A 15,954-nucleotide genomic window follows, 5' to 3' on the forward strand; every position below is an offset into this window, starting at 1 on the left:
GCCCCGCGCCCTAGGGCTGCCCCCAACCAGCCCCGATGCAGGCGGACTTGATGCAGGATTTCACCCAGGCTCTGACCACCGCCCTTCGGATGATCGCGACGCTGGACGACGGGCTGATGGGCATCGTCGGCCTGTCGCTGCGGGTCAGCCTGACCGCCGTTCTGGCCGCCACCGTGATCGGCTTGCCGTTGGGGGCCGCCGTCGCCGCGCTGCGCTTTCCCGGACGGCGCGGGCTGACGGTGTTGCTGAACACCATGATGGGCTTGCCGCCGGTGGTGGTCGGGCTGGTGGTGTTCTTGCTGCTGTCGCGCTCCGGCCCCTTTGGCGTTCTGGGGCTGCTGTTCACCCCCACCGCGATGATCGTGGCGCAAACGGTCTTGATCGTTCCCATCGTCGCCTCGCTGGCCCGCCAGACGGTGGAGGATCTGCTGGTCGAGTATGACGATCTGTTGCGCGTCACCGGGGCCGGGCCGCTCGACACGCTGACGACGCTGCTGTCGGAAGCGCGCTGGAGCCTGCTGACCACCGTTCTGGCCGGATTCGGGCGCGCCTCGGCGGAGGTTGGCGCGGTGATGATCGTCGGCGGCAACATCGAACACGCCACCCGCGTGATGACCACCGCCATCGCGCTGGAAACCAGCAAGGGCGATCTGCCGACCGCGCTGGGGCTGGGGGTGGTGCTGATGACCCTGTCGCTGCTGGTCAATTTTGCCGCATCCCTGCTGCGCGAGGCCACTCAGCGCTGAGGCCTTCACGGGCGGGACTGGCCGAAGGGCGCATGATGCGTTACGTCTTGTCGATCACAACGCGTCAAGGGAGGATCACGGAATGCTGCGCCGTTCATTCATCAGCCGCGCCGCGCTGGGTTGCGCCGCCGCCGTCGCCCTGTTTGGGCTGGGTTTGGGCGCGACCGCGCGGGCCGAGGACCGCTTCATCACCGTGGCCTCCACCACCTCGACCGAGGATTCCGGGCTGTTCAAGTCGCTGCTGCCGACCTTCACGGCGAAGACGGGAATCGCCGTGCGAGTCGTCGCCAAGGGCACCGGGCAGGCCATTGATCTGGCCAAGCGCGGCGACGCCGACGTGCTGTTCGTCCACCACAAGCCGTCCGAAGACAAATTTGTCGCCGACGGCTTCGCCGCCGAACGCAAGCCGGTGATGTACAACGATTTCGTCATTGTCGGTCCGGCCAAGGATCCGGCGGGCGTCAAGGGATCGACGGACGTCGCCGACGCGCTGGCCAAGATCGCCGCGAGCAAATCCCCCTTCGTGTCGCGCGGCGACGACAGCGGCACCCACAAGGCCGAACTGTCCCTGTGGAAAACCGCCAACCTCGACCCGGCCAAGGCGGAAGGCGGCTGGTACAAGGCGATTGGCCAAGGCATGGGGCCGACGCTGAACACCGCCGCCGCGCTGGAAGGCTACGCGCTCGCCGACCGTGGCACCTGGCTGAACTTCAAAAATCGCGGCGGCTTGGCGGTTCTGGTCGAAGGCGACAAGCGGCTGTTCAACCAATATGGCGTGATGCTGGTCAGCCCGGCCAAATTCCCCCATGTGAAGGCCAAGGACGGCCAAGCCTTCGTCGATTGGCTGGTCTCGGCGGACGGGCAAAAGGCCATCGCCGATTACCAGATCGACGGCCAATCCCTGTTCTTCCCCAACGCCAACGAACCGGGGGTGTGACGGTGGCTGGTCAGACCCGCAAGTCCACCGGCAGGGTCAGATAGCCTTTCACGCTGGGAACGCCCTGACGAAACAGGGGCATGGCGGCCAAATCCTTGACAAAGCCTTTGCCCGCCATGTCCTCGAACGACTGGCCTTTCTTGGCCGCCATCGCTTCCTTAATCATGCGGACGACCGGGCTTTGGCTGTCGGCGACCAGCGACGGCTTGTTCTCGGCGCGCACGGTGTTTTCATAGGCCAATTGCGACGCCGCCCGCTGCACCGACCAGTTGGCCGACGCCTTTTCCTCCGCGCTGACGCCGTCGAGGAAGGCGATGCCCGCCTTCAACCGGGCGGACGGATCGGCGCCGGTCGGATCGGCGCGTTTGGCCGCCTCGTCCTGCTGTTTGGTCATCAGGGATTGCGCGGCCTTCTGTTCGGTGTCCGAGAACAGGCCGCCGCCGTTGCTGGCGACGGCGAACAGCGACCGCCGGTCCAGCCCGCTGAACACGGTGTTGATGACCGTCTCGTCGCCCTTGCCGAAATCCGCCGCCTTGCCGTTGGCCGACAGCTTGCGATAGCCGTCGTCCAGCGCGTCGCGCGCGTCCTTCGTCACCTTGCCCATGCCGGCCATGCCCTTGGACGCCGATTCCTTCGACGCCGCCTTGGCCGCCTCATCGAGCATCAGCGTGGCGTCGGTGATGACCGCCGCCTCCGGTTCGGGATCGGGCGCGGCGGGCTCATATTCGGCGTTTTCGGTGTAGGTTCCCTTGCCGACTTCGGGGATGTCGACGTTGGCGACGAATTTGTTCAGCCCGTTTTTGAACAGTTCGGGCTTGAAGCCCAGATCGTTGAAGCGCTTCAGCGCGTCTTGGCCCTTCTTGTCGTCCAGGGCGAGATAGCCGTCCGCCGTGTCGCCGAAATCGGCCCGCTTGAACGCCTCCTCCTCCTTTTTCAGGCGCGCGCCGAACAGAGCGCCCATCTTTTTCGACGGATCGCCGCCGACGCTTTCCCATTCCTCTTTCTGAGCGGCGTCGATTTCCGCCTTCAGGGCGTCCACCTGCTCCGTTCGCGCCGCGTCCGCCGCCGGATCAAGCGGCCCGCCGCCCCGCGTCGGCGCGTTGAGGGCGAGGATCTTGTCCTGCGCCGCGCTGACCCGCGTTTCCCGACGCTGCGCCGCCGCGCTCAGGATTTTGCCCTGCTCGGCGAGGTCGGCGTCGTCGGCGTCCTGCGGTCGTTCCTTGCTGAAGCGCTGATACAGGCCGGAGGTCGCCAGCGCCCGCAGCCCCAGCGACACCTCCTCCGTGGTCATCTGGTTGGACTTGACCAGCCCCTCCAGCATGCCGCGCGCCTTGGTCCCCAGCGCGGCGAACACATCCCCCGCCACGCCCTTCAACGCCTTGCCCAGCGCGCTGACCTCCACCTTGTCGGTGACGCCCTTGGCCTTCTCCGCCGACACGGCTTTCCATCCGCCCTCGGCGGGCGCGGCGGCGGCGGGCGCCGTCGGCATTTTGACCGCAGCGGCGGCGGACGCGGTGGACCCGAACAAGCTTGCGGCGCTGACGCCCATGGTGAACGCTCCCCCATCAAAGCCGCCCATCCGCCCCAACGCCGGACGCGCCGCCACAATTGCTTCGATTCCGAATGTTTTCTTGAATGCTCTCAAGCAAGAGTGTGATCGGAGCGATTAACTGGAGGTTAAAAGCGTGATGTCTTTTGAAAGTTCCGGGGAAATATTATTTCTTTTCCATTGCTTTGCTTTCTAATGATTGGCCTCTTCTTTCAGACACCCCGAGCACGGTCCTCTGGCGAGCATCAAAGCGCGGTGTGGAAAAGGGTTGTGTCGGAAAGCCATGGGGGCCTTCCCAACACCGCCGCACATTGTGCTATGGTCCGGCCATGACGCTTGATCCGAACAGCACGCGCCGCTTTGGCATTGGGGAGTGGTATGGACGCTCCTTCACCGATCTCAGCGACGATGAGCGTTTGGTCCTGGCGCGCTTCAAACCCGACAAAAAGGCCCGCCTGAGCAAGGCGGAGCGCGACCGTTTGATTGCGCTGGAGGAAAAAGCCGCCAGCCCGTCGCCCCTGAAAACAGCGGAGGCGACGCGGTTGCACGATCTCCGCCGGAAAAAAGAACGGGAGCAGGCCAGCAATCAGATTTGCCCGTTCAAGGGGCTGTCGGTTGACGCGATCTGCACCAAAGACGGCGGCGTATGCTCTCTGCGGCTTTATGAAAAACGTGGCGACATCGCGATTCCAATCCAGGACGAACGGGGCGGCTTGCGCGCGCTCTGCCCGTCGCGGTTCCATGAGCGCAACGCGGTCTTTCAATGGGCAGGCGAAAGCATTCTCGGCGACTCCAACCCGCATCTGGTGGGCGAGGTCGGGTTTCTGGAGTCGAGCGGAACCATTGACGGCAGTGAAGGCGAGGATGTCGGGCGCATCGACATGGTTCTGGTGAAACGGAATCTTCCGGCGGATCACCCCATGCAATGGTGCGCCCTGGAGATTCAAGCGGTGTATTTTTCCGGCCCGGAGATGAAGGTCGAGTTCGACAGCATCGCGCAGGCTGGTGGGGCAAGGCTGTTTCCCACAAAACTCCGACGTCCCGATTACCGCAGCAGCGGTCCAAAGCGGCTGATGCCGCAACTTCAGATCAAAGTTCCCCCCTTGCGGCGTTGGGGAAAAAAGATGGTCGTCGTCGTGGACACCGCCTTTTTTGAATCCATGGGGCCGATGGAAAGCGTTCCAGAAATCTCAAACGCCGACATCGCTTGGCTTCTGGTCGATTTTGTGAAGAGCGCCGATGAAAACCGCTTTGAACTGACGGTTTCCAGAACGGTCTACACCACGCTTGAGCGCGCCATCGAGGGGCTGACCGGGGGCACGCCCGTTCCGCTTCAGACCTTTGAAGAGCGGATTGCGGAAAAACTCTCAAACCGCTCCTGACGCGCTCCGATCAGCGGAACGAGCAATCCCGCCCTCCGCCGACAAGGCCACGTCAGGCCGCCATCCCCTGTTGGCCACAGGCAAGCCCTTCGGCCACAACCTCGGCGATGCGTCGCCCCAGCAGGGGGGGAACGGCGTTGCCGACCTGGACATACTGCTCGGTGCGCGATCCCTGAAAGACGAAGCTGTCGGGAAAGGCCTGCAAGCGCGCCGCTTCACGCACCGAAATCGCCCGATCCTGGTGGGGGTGGATGTAAGCGCCCCAATGGACGTCGCATTTGGTCAGCACGGTGCAGGACAGCCCGTCGGGCCGCATCCGCCCATAACGCTTGGTGTGATCGCTGCGTTTGGCCCGCTTCATGCCATCCGGCAGCAACTCAAACGGAATGTCGCGCCACGAACCGCCGATTGGGATGTGGCGCATCCGCGCCTCGTTGACCGGGCTGAGCCGGGGGGCGTCATGGTTGCCGACCAGACCGGGCGCGCCGTCACGGGCATAGGCCCGGAACCAGTGACCCGCCTCGTCCACATAGGGTTGCGGTCCAGGCTTCTGGCCGTTGGTCAAGGGGGCCAAATCGCCGATGGCGTCCCAAATCGTGGTGAAGGGCGTCAAGCCGCCGCCCGCAGGTCCGTGGGTCGGGGTGGGAAAGTCAATCGGCGCGCCAAGCCGGTTGCCAATGAAAACGATGCGCCGCCGTTCCTGCGGCACGCCATACTCTTCGGCCTTCAGCACCCGGCAATCGACGGCGTAGCCAAGCCCGCGCAACTCATCCTTGATCGACTGAACAACCGCCCCTCCGGCGATGGAGGTGATTCCGGTGACGTTTTCCATCACCACCCATTTGGGGCGCAGGCCGTCAACGATCCGCAGATACTCACGAAACAAACCGGCGCGCGCGTCGTGCAAACCGCGCTGGTGGTTGTAAACGGAATAGGCTTGGCAGGGCGGGCCGCCCAGCAGCACGTCCAACGCCCCGCGCGTCACCCCGCCCGCCGCCATCAGCCGATCAACCGTGATCTCCTGAATTGGGCCAAGGATGAAGTCCGCCTCTGGATGGGTCGCGCGATAGGTCGCTCCGGCCGCCGCGTCGACGTCATTGCCGACAAGCACATGGTAGCCCGCTTGGCGAAACCCTTCGGAAAGCCCGCCAGCGCCACAAAACAGGTCCATCGCGGTCAGGCGCGGCTGCGCGGACATCGGCCACCTTTTGCTTTCACGATCCCGGAACCGATCCGTTCCTACAGTCGCAGTCTAAAAGTTCTGGTTATGTTCTGCAACGGCGTTTCCACGCGATGAGCCATCATCGCCCGGAAAACCCACTGGGAATCTTTTAATCCCGTTCCGAAACCCATGGCAAGACCGCAAACGCCCGCCATTCCCCAACTTTCCCATTCCCAAGCCCCCGCCCGCGCCCATATCACTGTCGGCGGAACCTGGGGGGAGCGGCGGCATGATGATCGGTGGCCGGACGGTGATGGTGTGCGATTGCGCGGGCGGCGTCGCGTTGGATGGGGCGGCGCTGGGGGCGGCTTGTGGGGCCGGGGGGGCGGTCGCCGTTCACAGCCATTTGTGCCGGTCGCAGCTTGATCGGTTCGAGGCGGCGCTCGCCGCCTCCGATGGCCCCCTGCTGGTCGCCTGCACGCAGGAGGCGCCGCTGTTCCGCGAAATCGCGGCGGACATGGCCCCCGACGTCGCGCTGGGCTTCGTCAACATCCGCGAAAAGGCGGGCTGGTCGGACGAGGGGGCGGACGCCCTGCCGAAGATCGCCGCGCTGCTGGCCGAAGCGGCCCTGCCGATTCCGCCGACCGGGGCCTTGTCGCTGACCTCCAACGGCGTCTGTCTGGTCTATGGGTCCGACGAGCGCGCGGTGGAGGCCGGGCGGCGACTCGCCAAGCATCTGGACGTCACCGTGCTGTTGACCGCGCCGCGCGACGTCGCGCCGCCGCCGGTGATGGACGTCGCCCTGTTCCGGGGCCGCATCCGCGCGGCGCGCGGCTGGGTCGGGGCGTTCGAGATCGTGGTGGATGATTACGCCGCCGCCCTGCCCGCCGCGCGCGGCGCGCTGGCGTTCGAGCCGCTGCGGCACGGCGCCTCGGCCCGCTGCGACTTGATCCTGGATTTGACCGGCGGCGCGCCGCTGTTCCCCGCCCATGGGCGGCGCGACGGCTATCTGCGCGCCGATCCCGGCAATCCGGCGCAGGTGGCCGACGCTCTGCTCGCCCTGATCGATCTGGTGGGAGAGTTTGAAAAGCCGCTGTTCGTCGATTACAAGCCCGACCTCTGCGCCCATTCCCGCAGCCGCAAAACCGGCTGTTCGCGCTGTCTGGACGTCTGCCCGACCGGGGCGATCACGCCGAACGGCGACGTCGTCGCCATCGACCCGCATGTCTGCGCCGGTTGCGGATCCTGCGCGTCGGTCTGCCCGACCGGGGCCGCCACCTACGCCCTGCCGCCCGCCGCCACGGTGTATGAGCGGCTGCGCACGCTGCTGACCACCCACGCCATGGCGGGGGGAACGGCCCCCGCTTTGTTGATCCACGACCCGCGCCATGGGGAGGAGATGATCGGCCTGATCGCCCGCCATGGCCGGGGGCTGCCCGCCCGAATCATCCCCTTCGCCCTGAACGAGGTGACGCAGGCCGGATTCGATCTGTTCGCGCTGGCGCTGGCCTATGGCTGCGCCCATGTCCGCGTGCTGACCGGGCCGGAGAATGCCGGGGAAACCGCCGGGCTGGCCAGCCAGATCGGCTTGGCGGAGGCGGCCCTCAGCGGTCTTGGTTATGGTTCCGGTCGGGTCGGGGTGATCGAGTCCCGCGACCCCGACGCCGTTGCGGCGGAGCTGTGGGGCCTGCCCGCCATCGCGCCGCACCGGGCCGGGATGTTCCTGCCGATGGGAAGCAAACGAAGCGTCACCATGCTGGCCCTGCGCCATCTGCACGGCGCCGCCCCTGCTCCGGTCGAAGTCTTGCCGCTTCCGCCGGGGGCGCCCTTCGGCCGGGTGGCGGTGGATGTGGCGGGCTGCACGCTGTGCCTGTCCTGCGTCGGGGCCTGCCCGACCGGGGCGTTGCTCGACAACGCCGACAAGCCGATGCTGTCCTTCGCGCAGGACGCCTGCGTCCAATGCGGGCTGTGCAAGACGACCTGCCCGGAGAAGGTCATCACCCTGGTCCCGGAAATCGACTTCCGCGACCGCGCGCGCGGCGCGTCGGTGGTGAAGGAGGAGGAACCCTATTGCTGCGTGTCCTGCGGCAAGCCCTTCGCCACCAAATCCTCGATCGAGAAGATCGTCGCGACGTTGACCGGAAAGCATTGGATGTTCGCCACGCCGGAGGCCGCCAACCGCATCCGCATGTGCGAGGATTGCCGGGTTCAGGACCAATTCGCCCAGGGCGGCGCGCCCTTTGCGCTGGGCCAGCCCCGGGTGACGCGCACCACCGACGACGATCTGCGCGAACGGGATGAGGCTGAACGGGATGAGGCCGAGCGCGCGGCGGCGGGCAAACCGCATTGACCCGATCCTCACCAAGACTTGATCGCCGTCAAGGCGACCCCGCCCTACCCTGTGGGACAAAAGGACACCATCTCTGTATGATGCGTGAGACCAACAAAAGGCGTTCCAACCGGACGCCGCGCAGCGGAGCCTGCCGATGACGAGCGTGTCCCCCGCCCCCCTCATCGACCCGTTCGGTCGGGCCGTGCAGTATCTGCGCGTGTCCGTCACCGACCGTTGCGACCTGCGTTGCGTCTATTGCATGGCCGAAGACATGAGCTTTCTGCCGAAGGCCGACGTGCTGACGCTGGAGGAGATCGACCGGCTGTGCAGCGCCTTCGTCAAGCTCGGCACGCGAAAACTGCGGCTGACCGGCGGCGAACCGCTGGTGCGGCGCGACGTGATGCAGTTGATCCGGGCCTTGGGCCGTCACATCGCGTCCGGCGATCTGGACGAGCTGACCCTGACCACCAACGGCACCATGCTGTTCAAGCACGCCGCCGGGCTGTATGAGGCCGGGGTGCGGCGGATCAACGTGTCGATGGACACGCTCGACCCCCACAAATTCCAGGCGATCACCCGCTGGGGCAAGCTCGACAAGATTCTGGGCGGAATCCAGGCGGCGAAGGACGCCGGGCTGAAGATCAAGATCAACTGCGTGGCGCTGAAGGGCGTCAACGACGACGAGATCCACCGCATGGTGGCGTGGTGCGGCGAGCAGGGCTTTGACCTGACCTTCATCGAGGTCATGCCGATGGGCGACATTGGCGAGGGCGCGCGGCTCGATCAATATTGGCCGCTGACCCAGTTGCGGGCCGAGTTGGAAACACGCTGGACGCTGGACGAGAGCGACCACCGCACCGGCGGCCCCGCCCGCTATGTCCGGGTGCGGGAAACCGGCCAGCGCGTCGGCTTCATCACGCCGCTGACGCACAATTTCTGCGAAAGCTGCAACCGGGTGCGGCTGACCTGCACCGGCACGCTCTACATGTGCCTGGGCCAGGAGGACGCCGCCGACCTGCGCACGCCCCTGCGGATGAGCGACGAGGACGGCCCGCTGATCGACGCGGTGCGCGACGCCATCACCCGCAAGCCCAAGGGCCATGATTTCCTCATCGACCGCCAGCACCAAGGCCCGGCGGTTCCCCGGCACATGAGCGTGACGGGGGGGTGAGAGCGCGCGAGTCAGCATGGCCCCCTCCCCAGCCCTCCCCCGCTTGCCAGCGGGAGAGGGGGCCTTTCGGACAAGCGCCGGTCATCCCCTCTCCCGCGTGAACGGGGGAGGGTTAGGGAGGGGGCAAAGCCATCCCCCAAAACCCCAAAACAAAAACCCCGACGAAACACGGAAACGCCCCATGCCCCTGCCCTTCCTGACCGGCCTGCGCGTCATCGACCTTGGCCAGTATCTGCCCGGCCCGCACGCCGCCCAGCTTCTCGGCGATTTGGGGGCGGAGGTGGTGAAGGTGGAGCCGCCGGACGGCGACCCGCTGCGCTTTCTCGGGCCGCAGGACAGCGACGGCGTCACCGCCGCGTATAAGATCTTCACGGCGGGCAAGACCGTCGTCACGCTGGATCTGAAGACGGCGGAAGGCCGCGCGGCGCTGGAATCGCTGATCGCACGAGCCGACGCGCTGGTCGAAAGCTACCGCCCCGGCGTGATGGACAAGCTGGGGCTGGGGCGCGAGCGGCTGCGGGCGCTGAACCCGCGCTTGGTTCACGCCAGCCTGTCGGGCTGGGGCTATGGCGGCCCCTACGCCACGCGGGCCGGGCATGATCTGAATTACATGGCGGTCGGCGGCGGGCTGGACGCCTCCGGCATGCCCGACCGTCCGGTGATTTCCTATCTGCCGGTCGCCGATTTCGCCTCCGCCCAGCAAACCGCCCTGGCGGTGGTCGCGGCGCTGTTCGGGCGGGAGCGCACGGGCGCGGGCTGCTTCCTCGATCTGTCGATCATGGAAACCGTGCTGGGCTGGCAGGGCATCAATTTGACCGCCGCCGCGCGCGGCCAGATGCCGAACCGGGGGGAGGCGCTGCTGTCGGGCGGCGTCGCCTGCTACCGCATTTACCAGACGGCGGACGGGCGTTTCATCACCCTGTCGGCGCTGGAGCCGAAATTCTGGCGCGGCTTCTGCGCGGCGGTGAACCGCCCCGACTGGCTCGCCCGACAGACGGACGCCCTGCCGCAAAGCGCGCTGACGGCGGAGCTGTCCGAGCTTTTCGCCAGCCGCGATTTGGCGGATTGGCAAGCCCTGCTCGACCCGGTGGATTGCTGTTTCGAGGCGCTGCCGGAAATCGGCGAGATCGCCGCGCACCCGCACATCGCCGCGCGCGGCCAGATTCAGGCGACGCCGGGAGCCGAACCGTTGGTGGAAACGCTGATGGGCCTGCGCGTCGATGGCGGCGCGCCGCCCGCCCGCGCGCCCTGGCGGGCCAGCGACGCGGCGGCGGTGCTGGCCGCCTGGAACGGCGCGGCGGCTTAAACCGCCAGCAGACCCAGCGTGTCCGCCTCCTCGCGAGCGGGGAGCGGGCCACGGCGCGCGCCGGACAGATAGGCGCGCGACAGGTCCGCCGTGGTCTCGTCGCAGCCGCGCAGATCGGCGGAGGCGAGGTTGGCGTTGTCGAAGATCGTTCCGGCGATGCGCGCGCCGCCCAGACGCGCGCCGCGCAGATCGGCGCCGCTCAGCGTCGCGCCGGACAGGTTGGCGGGCCACCAGCGCCCGGTCGGCGTCCCGTCGGGCTTGCGCAACTCAACCTGACCAAGATCGGCGTCGCCCGCGTGGGCGCCCGACAGATCGGCCCCCATCAAATTGGCCCCGGTCAGAATGGCTTGATCCAACTTGGCCTGACACAGCTTTGCCCCGCCGAAATCGGCCAGCGACAGTTGGGCGTTGGCGAGCGACGCCTCGCTCATCTGGGCGTTGCGGAACACCGCGCCCGACAGGTCGGCGGCGGTCAGATCGACGCCGCGCAGATCCATATCGGAAAAATCGGCCCGCGCCCCATGCCGCCCGCCGCTGTTGATCCACGCAATGTGCAGTTCAAGCATCTGGCGCACTTCGGGCCGCAGGCTGCCGCCGCCCTTCATGTAAATCGCGCCGTTGAGGTTGGCCCCAACCACGTCAGCCTTGGAAAAATCCACGTTGCGCAGCACGGCGTCGCGCAAATCGGCGTTGCGCAGGATGGTCTGGTTCAGCGTCGCCCCATTCAGAATCGCCTTTTTCAGCTTGGCCCCGGTGAAGTTGGCGTCGCTCAGATCGGCCCCGGCCAGATTGGCGGCGAACAGGTTGGCTCCGGCGAAATCGGTGCCCCGCAAGCCGCTGTTGGTCAAATCGGCGTGGCTGAGATCGGCGTTCTTGAAATTCACCCCATCCAACGAGGCGTCCTGAAGGTTCGTGCGCTGCCGCACTTCCTCCCGACCGGAGACGAAGGTCAGGATTTGGCCGGGACGCAGGTCGGCCTCCTCAAAATCGGTGCCGCGCAGGTTGGCTTTCAGGAAATTGGCCCCGCGCAGATCGGCGCGGACAAAGCGCGAGCCGACGAGAACGGCGCGGGTGAAATTGGCGCCGAACAGATCGGACATGTCAAAGCTGACCGCCTCCAACTCGGCGTCCGAGAAATTGACCTGCGTCAGAACCGCCGAATTGAGGGTGAAGCCTTTCAGCCGCAGCCCCGACAAATCAGCCGCCTTGGCCTGTAGCCGGACCCCGCCGGGGCGCAGCTTCAGATAAAACAGGTGATCCCTGACCTGTTTCAGGAACTCCATGCCACGGTCAGTCATGGAGGCGTCCCCATCAATGCCTCAGCGGATAAGGATCATAGGCCGCTTGGCAGATCTGCAAAAGTACCTATTACATATTGTTGGATTTCTAAACCATCGCTGGAAAGAGTCCGGCGACGGGTTTGAAAAGACGCCATGTCTGGTTTCAATCACCTTGACGGTAGGGCGACATCGTCGCCAAAGCCGCGATGTCGGCGGCGACGGCGGCGCGCTCTTCGGCCAAATGACGGTCCAACGCCCGACGGAATCCAGGATCGGCGACCCAATGGGCGCTGTAGGTTTCCACCGGCAGATAGCCGCGCTGGATCTTGTGCTCGCCCTGCGCCCCGGCCTCCACCCGCTTCAACCCGCGTTCGATGGCGAAATCCAGCGCCCGGTAATAGCAGGCTTCAAAATGGAGATAGCGGTAACGCCCGTCGGATCCCCAATTGCGGCCATACAGCGTGTCGGTCCCCAACAGGTTCAGCGCCCCCGCCACCCAGTCCCCATCATCCTCGCACATCACCAGAACGACCCGGTCGGCCATGGTCTGGCCCAACTGGTCGAAGAAGGCGCGGTTGAGATAGGCCCCGCCCCATTTGCGATCAGCCGTTTCCAGATAGAAGGTGTGAAAAGCGTCCCAATGCTCCGGCTTCAGGTCGTCGCCGGTCAGGGTGTGCAGGCGGACGCTGCTCTCGGCCACCTCGCGCCGCTCCTTGCGGATGGCCTTGCGTTTGCGGGAGTTCAGCGCGTCGAGAAAATCATCGAACGAGCCATAACCGCGATTCTCCCAATGATATTGCACGCCGATCCGTTGCAGCCACCCAGCCGCGCCCAACCGCGCCCAATCGGCGGCGTGGGGAAAGGTGACGTGGGCGGACGAGACGCCGTAACGCGTGGCGACCCGCTCCAACGCGGTGATGAGCGCGGCGGCGACCTCCTCCCCCGCGCCGGGGGCCAGCAGCAGGCGTGATCCGGGAACCGGAGAGAAGGGCGCCGCCACCTGAAGCTTTGGGTAATAGCGCCCGCCCGCCCGCTCGTAAGCGTTGGCCCAGGCGTGGTCGAACACATATTCGCCGTAGGAGTGACTCTTCAGATAGGCGGGAACCGCGCCCACCATCCGCCCGGCCCCGTCAAAGGCGACCAGATGGCTGGGCTGCCAGCCGGTCTTGCCGGTCGCCGACCCCGATTCCTCCACCGCCGACAGGAAAGCGTGGCGCAGGAACGGGTTGTCGGGACCGGCGCAGGCGTCCCACGCGGGCGCGTCCGCCTGGCCGATCCCGGTCAAAATCGTCACGGTGATGGCGTCGTCGCCGTCCGTCATCAAACACTCTCCCTTGGTGCGAGGTGGGAGATGGGTTCTCCGCCGCGTCGCGGCAAGACGCGCGTCACCGTGGAACGATCAGGCGACTTCCAAAATGGCGTCCACCTCGACCGCGACGTTGCCCGGCAACGACGACACGCCGACGGCGGCGCGCGCGTGCTTGCCCGCTTCGCCGAACACCTCCTGCATCAGTTCCGACGCGCCGTTGATGACCAGCGGGTGATCGTGGAAGTCAGGGCCGGCGTTGACGAAGCCGCCCAGCTTCAACACACGGGTCACGCGGTCCAGGTCGCCGCCCAGCGCCGCCTTGGCCTGGGCCAGAATGTTCAGGGCGCAGAGCTTGGCGGCTTCCTTGCCCTGCTCCAGCGTGTAGTCCTGACCGACCTTGCCGACGAACTTGCGCTCGCCGTTCCAGATGGTGATCTGGCCGGAGATGTAAAGAGTGTTGCCTGAGCGGGTGTAACCGACATAGGCCGCCACCGGGGCCGCCGCCTGCGGCAACTCGATGTTCAGCTCCGCAAGGCGCGCGTCGATCCGACTGGTCATGATGCTTCTCCCGTTCCCGCCTTATAAGGCCGGTTTGGTTGGTTGGTGGGGCGACCATACCCGCGCGGGTCGGGGAATGGGAAGAATCCTCCGGCGGACTCATCGGCAGTTCCGTCCCCATCGGCAAAGTTTTCCCGGAATCTTTTTCGACTCTCTTTCGGCCCGTTTGACGGCGAAACCCGGCGGTTTTTGCCGATCATTTTTATTTCTCAATAAAAACAATGAGTTAAATTGGAAAATCAGAGTTGGCACGGCTCTTGAAAGGATGGTGTCACGCAAACGCACGTTGCCTCGCTCCGGTCAAAAGACCAGCCGCGAGGAGACAGCCTCAGAAGGAGACTTGGAGCCATGGCCAACGACGTCACTCTCACCGCCGCAATGCGCACCAACCTGCTGCAATTGCAGGGCACCCAGGAAAACATCAACAAGAAGCAGAACATCCTCTCGACCGGCAACAAGATCAATTCGGCTTTGGATGGTCCGACCGCCTTCTTCGCCGCGAAGGGCTTGACCCAGCGCGCGGGCGATCTGACCTCGCTGAAGGACGCGATGGGCCAGTCGATCAGCACCATCAAGGCCGCCGACAAGGGCCTGACCTCCATCGACAGCATGATCGATCAGGCCAAGGGCCTGACGACCGCCGCTTACGCCGCTCTGGGCACCGACGCCGCGTCGGTCGCCACCCGCAAGGCGCTGGCCACCCAGTTCAACAATCTGAAGGACCAGATTGACAAGCTGGCGGGCGACAGCGGGTATCAGGGCAAGAACCTGATCGGCGGCAACGGCCTGCGCATGGACAGCACCAGCGCCTCCCGCCAGGCGGTCAACACCATCCAGGGTGTGGAAAACGCCCGCGTCTCCAACGTGATCTCGGCCGACACCTATTCGATCCGCATCAAGGGCAAGGGCACGATCGAGGGCGCGGTCGGCGACATCGCCACCGCCGAAAACGCTCACGGCCTGACCGGCCTGAAGCTGTCCGGCAAAATGGCGACCACGCTGGGCAGCTTCTCCGACGTGCAGATCGAAGTGCGGGGCGCCAATGGCCGCGAACGCTCCTTCATCGTCACGGACGGCAAGGAAAGCCGGACGATCTCCTACTTCGACAACAACCAGACCATCGACACCAAGCTGACCCAGGCGGCGACCTCCACCACCGCCCAAGCGTCGCAAGTGACGATCGGCGGCACGATCGAAGCGGGCGACATCTTCTCGGTCACGGTCGAAGGTCAGACCTTCAGCTACACCGCGACCTCGTCGGACGTCGCCATCGGTCAGACCTCCAAGGCCAACATCGCCTCGCAGCTCCAGGCCTCGATCAACAGCGCTCTGGCCACCGGCGGTCGTCTGGCGGGCAAGGATCTGGCGTCCACCTCCGTCGGCACCCAGGGCACCATCACCCTGACCGGCGCGACCACGACGGGCGTCGCCCGTGAAGTGACGCTGGCCGCCACCACGACCAACGCGCTGACCAAGCACATCTCGGAAAGCTTCGCGTCGGGCACCGTGGTCTCCTTCACCGTGGACCGCACCCTGCTGGAAAACTCCAACAACTCGGGCAACGGCATCTCGGTCATCGAGAAGAAGGTCGATCTTCAGGTTCAAATCACCAACCTGAACGGCGCTCAGATGACACGCGACGGTATGAACAACCGTGGCGAAAGCAAGCTGGCCGACGGCGAACAGTCCTTCGCGTTCGACAGCGGCACCGTCCGCATGAAGATCGACCAACAGACCATCCAACAGGCGGCCTCGGCCAACTGCTCGGCGAACATCATCACCAAACAGGTGACGGACGCCAACACGTCGAACGATCTGACGGTGCAGTTGAACGAACGCAACACCAACACCATCAACGTGGCGGCGGTGAACCTGACCACCAGCGGTCAAGGCCTGCGGTTGGACGGGGCGCAGAACAACTGGACCGACCGTTCGGACATTGACAACGCGGTCGCCGGTCTGGACTTCGCCAAGGCCACGGTCCGCTCCGCCTCGCAACAATTGTCCACCAACCTGAACGTCATCACGACCCGTGAAACCTTCACCAAGGAGTTCAGCGACGTCCTGACCGAAGGCGCCAGCAAGCTGACGCTGGCCGACCAGAACGAAGAAGGCGCCAGCCTGCTGATGCTGCAAACCCGCCAGCAGCTTGGCACCATCGCCTTGACCCTGGCCAACCAGTCGCAGCAGTCGATCCTGCGTCTGTTCTAAGACGGGGGTCT

General features: G+C 65.6%; 12 protein-coding genes. 7 read left to right on the forward strand and 5 right to left on the reverse strand.

Translation table 11 applies throughout. The annotated features are described in order from the left end of the window. The first annotated feature begins 50 nt into the window (after positions 1-50). Both ACODS4_RS12540 and ACODS4_RS12545 read left to right on the forward strand, forming a co-directional pair. Positions 51-746 carry an ABC transporter permease gene (locus ACODS4_RS12540; protein ID WP_488864067.1) on the forward strand — a complete coding sequence of 232 codons (696 nt, stop codon included), beginning with the start codon at positions 51-53 and terminating at the stop codon, positions 744-746. Between the two features lie 82 nt (positions 747-828). After that, positions 829-1,683 carry an ABC transporter substrate-binding protein gene (locus tag ACODS4_RS12545; RefSeq protein WP_488864069.1) on the forward strand — a complete coding sequence of 285 codons (855 nt, stop codon included), beginning with the start codon at positions 829-831 and terminating at the stop codon, positions 1,681-1,683. 10 nt (positions 1,684-1,693) lie between these two features. Here the strand turns inward: ACODS4_RS12545 and ACODS4_RS12550 are convergent, their stop codons facing one another. Then, positions 1,694-3,232 (reverse strand): hypothetical protein, encoded by a 1,539-nt coding sequence (locus ACODS4_RS12550; RefSeq protein ID WP_488864071.1) that lies wholly within the window; start codon positions 3,230-3,232, stop codon positions 1,694-1,696. 329 nt (positions 3,233-3,561) lie between these two features. Between ACODS4_RS12550 and ACODS4_RS12555 the strand changes: the two genes are divergently transcribed. After that, positions 3,562-4,614 carry a NotI family restriction endonuclease gene (locus ACODS4_RS12555; RefSeq protein WP_488864073.1) on the forward strand — a complete coding sequence of 351 codons (1,053 nt, stop codon included), beginning with the start codon at positions 3,562-3,564 and terminating at the stop codon, positions 4,612-4,614. A 52-nt stretch (positions 4,615-4,666) separates the two neighbouring features. Here ACODS4_RS12555 and ACODS4_RS12560 read toward each other — a convergent pair whose 3' ends face one another. Beyond that, entirely contained in the window at positions 4,667-5,812 is a 1,146-nt protein-coding gene (locus tag ACODS4_RS12560; protein ID WP_488864075.1) for a DNA cytosine methyltransferase, read from the reverse strand. A gap of 253 nt (positions 5,813-6,065) precedes the next feature. On the opposite strand from ACODS4_RS12560, the gene ACODS4_RS12565 reads away from it, so the two are divergent. The 3 genes from ACODS4_RS12565 to ACODS4_RS12575 all read left to right on the forward strand — a co-directional run bounded on the left by ACODS4_RS12565 (position 6,066) and on the right by ACODS4_RS12575 (position 10,585). Then, positions 6,066-8,126 carry a 4Fe-4S dicluster domain-containing protein gene (locus ACODS4_RS12565; protein WP_488864077.1) on the forward strand — a complete coding sequence of 687 codons (2,061 nt, stop codon included), beginning with the start codon at positions 6,066-6,068 and terminating at the stop codon, positions 8,124-8,126. Between the two features lie 136 nt (positions 8,127-8,262). Then, entirely contained in the window at positions 8,263-9,279 is a 1,017-nt protein-coding gene (gene moaA / locus ACODS4_RS12570) for a GTP 3',8-cyclase MoaA (RefSeq protein ID WP_488864079.1), read from the forward strand. A gap of 181 nt (positions 9,280-9,460) precedes the next feature. Next, positions 9,461-10,585, forward strand: a complete 1,125-nt coding sequence (locus ACODS4_RS12575) for a CaiB/BaiF CoA transferase family protein (protein WP_488864081.1) — start codon at positions 9,461-9,463, stop codon at positions 10,583-10,585. Here the strand turns inward: ACODS4_RS12575 and ACODS4_RS12580 are convergent. The 3 genes from ACODS4_RS12580 to ACODS4_RS12590 all read right to left on the reverse strand — a co-directional run bounded on the left by ACODS4_RS12580 (position 10,582) and on the right by ACODS4_RS12590 (position 13,732). After that, positions 10,582-11,883, reverse strand: coding sequence for a pentapeptide repeat-containing protein (locus ACODS4_RS12580; protein WP_488864083.1), 1,302 nt, complete (start codon positions 11,881-11,883; stop codon positions 10,582-10,584). The two genes, ACODS4_RS12575 and ACODS4_RS12580, sit on opposite strands and share 4 nt — an antisense overlap. 145 nt (positions 11,884-12,028) lie before the next feature. Next, positions 12,029-13,186, reverse strand: coding sequence for a GNAT family N-acetyltransferase (locus tag ACODS4_RS12585; RefSeq protein WP_488864085.1), 1,158 nt, complete (start codon positions 13,184-13,186; stop codon positions 12,029-12,031). Positions 13,187-13,264: 78 nt separating this feature from the next. Beyond that, positions 13,265-13,732 (reverse strand): RidA family protein, encoded by a 468-nt coding sequence (locus ACODS4_RS12590; RefSeq protein ID WP_488864087.1) that lies wholly within the window; start codon positions 13,730-13,732, stop codon positions 13,265-13,267. Between the two features lie 348 nt (positions 13,733-14,080). On the opposite strand from ACODS4_RS12590, the gene ACODS4_RS12595 reads away from it, so the two are divergent. Further along, positions 14,081-15,943 (forward strand): flagellin N-terminal helical domain-containing protein, encoded by a 1,863-nt coding sequence (locus ACODS4_RS12595; protein WP_488864089.1) that lies wholly within the window; start codon positions 14,081-14,083, stop codon positions 15,941-15,943. The last annotated feature ends 11 nt before the right edge of the window (positions 15,944-15,954 follow it).

Source organism: Azospirillum sp. FG154, assembly GCF_057809575.1.

Excerpts from the sequence above, each read along its gene's own strand:
- ACODS4_RS12560 (WP_488864075.1), bottom strand. The coding sequence starts at position 5,812 with ATGTCCGCGCAGCCGCGCCTGACCGCGATGGACCTGTTTTGTGGCGCT.
- moaA (WP_488864079.1), top strand. The coding sequence starts at position 8,263 with ATGACGAGCGTGTCCCCCGCCCCCCTCATCGACCCGTTCGGTCGGGCC.
- ACODS4_RS12565 (WP_488864077.1), top strand. The coding sequence starts at position 6,066 with ATGATGATCGGTGGCCGGACGGTGATGGTGTGCGATTGCGCGGGCGGC.
- ACODS4_RS12575 (WP_488864081.1), top strand. The coding sequence starts at position 9,461 with ATGCCCCTGCCCTTCCTGACCGGCCTGCGCGTCATCGACCTTGGCCAG.
- ACODS4_RS12585 (WP_488864085.1), bottom strand. The coding sequence starts at position 13,186 with ATGACGGACGGCGACGACGCCATCACCGTGACGATTTTGACCGGGATC.
- ACODS4_RS12540 (WP_488864067.1), top strand. The coding sequence starts at position 51 with ATGCAGGATTTCACCCAGGCTCTGACCACCGCCCTTCGGATGATCGCG.
- ACODS4_RS12580 (WP_488864083.1), bottom strand. The coding sequence starts at position 11,883 with ATGACTGACCGTGGCATGGAGTTCCTGAAACAGGTCAGGGATCACCTG.
- ACODS4_RS12555 (WP_488864073.1), top strand. The coding sequence starts at position 3,562 with ATGACGCTTGATCCGAACAGCACGCGCCGCTTTGGCATTGGGGAGTGG.
- ACODS4_RS12590 (WP_488864087.1), bottom strand. The coding sequence starts at position 13,732 with ATGACCAGTCGGATCGACGCGCGCCTTGCGGAGCTGAACATCGAGTTG.
- ACODS4_RS12550 (WP_488864071.1), bottom strand. The coding sequence starts at position 3,232 with ATGGGCGTCAGCGCCGCAAGCTTGTTCGGGTCCACCGCGTCCGCCGCC.
- ACODS4_RS12545 (WP_488864069.1), top strand. The coding sequence starts at position 829 with ATGCTGCGCCGTTCATTCATCAGCCGCGCCGCGCTGGGTTGCGCCGCC.
- ACODS4_RS12595 (WP_488864089.1), top strand. The coding sequence starts at position 14,081 with ATGGCCAACGACGTCACTCTCACCGCCGCAATGCGCACCAACCTGCTG.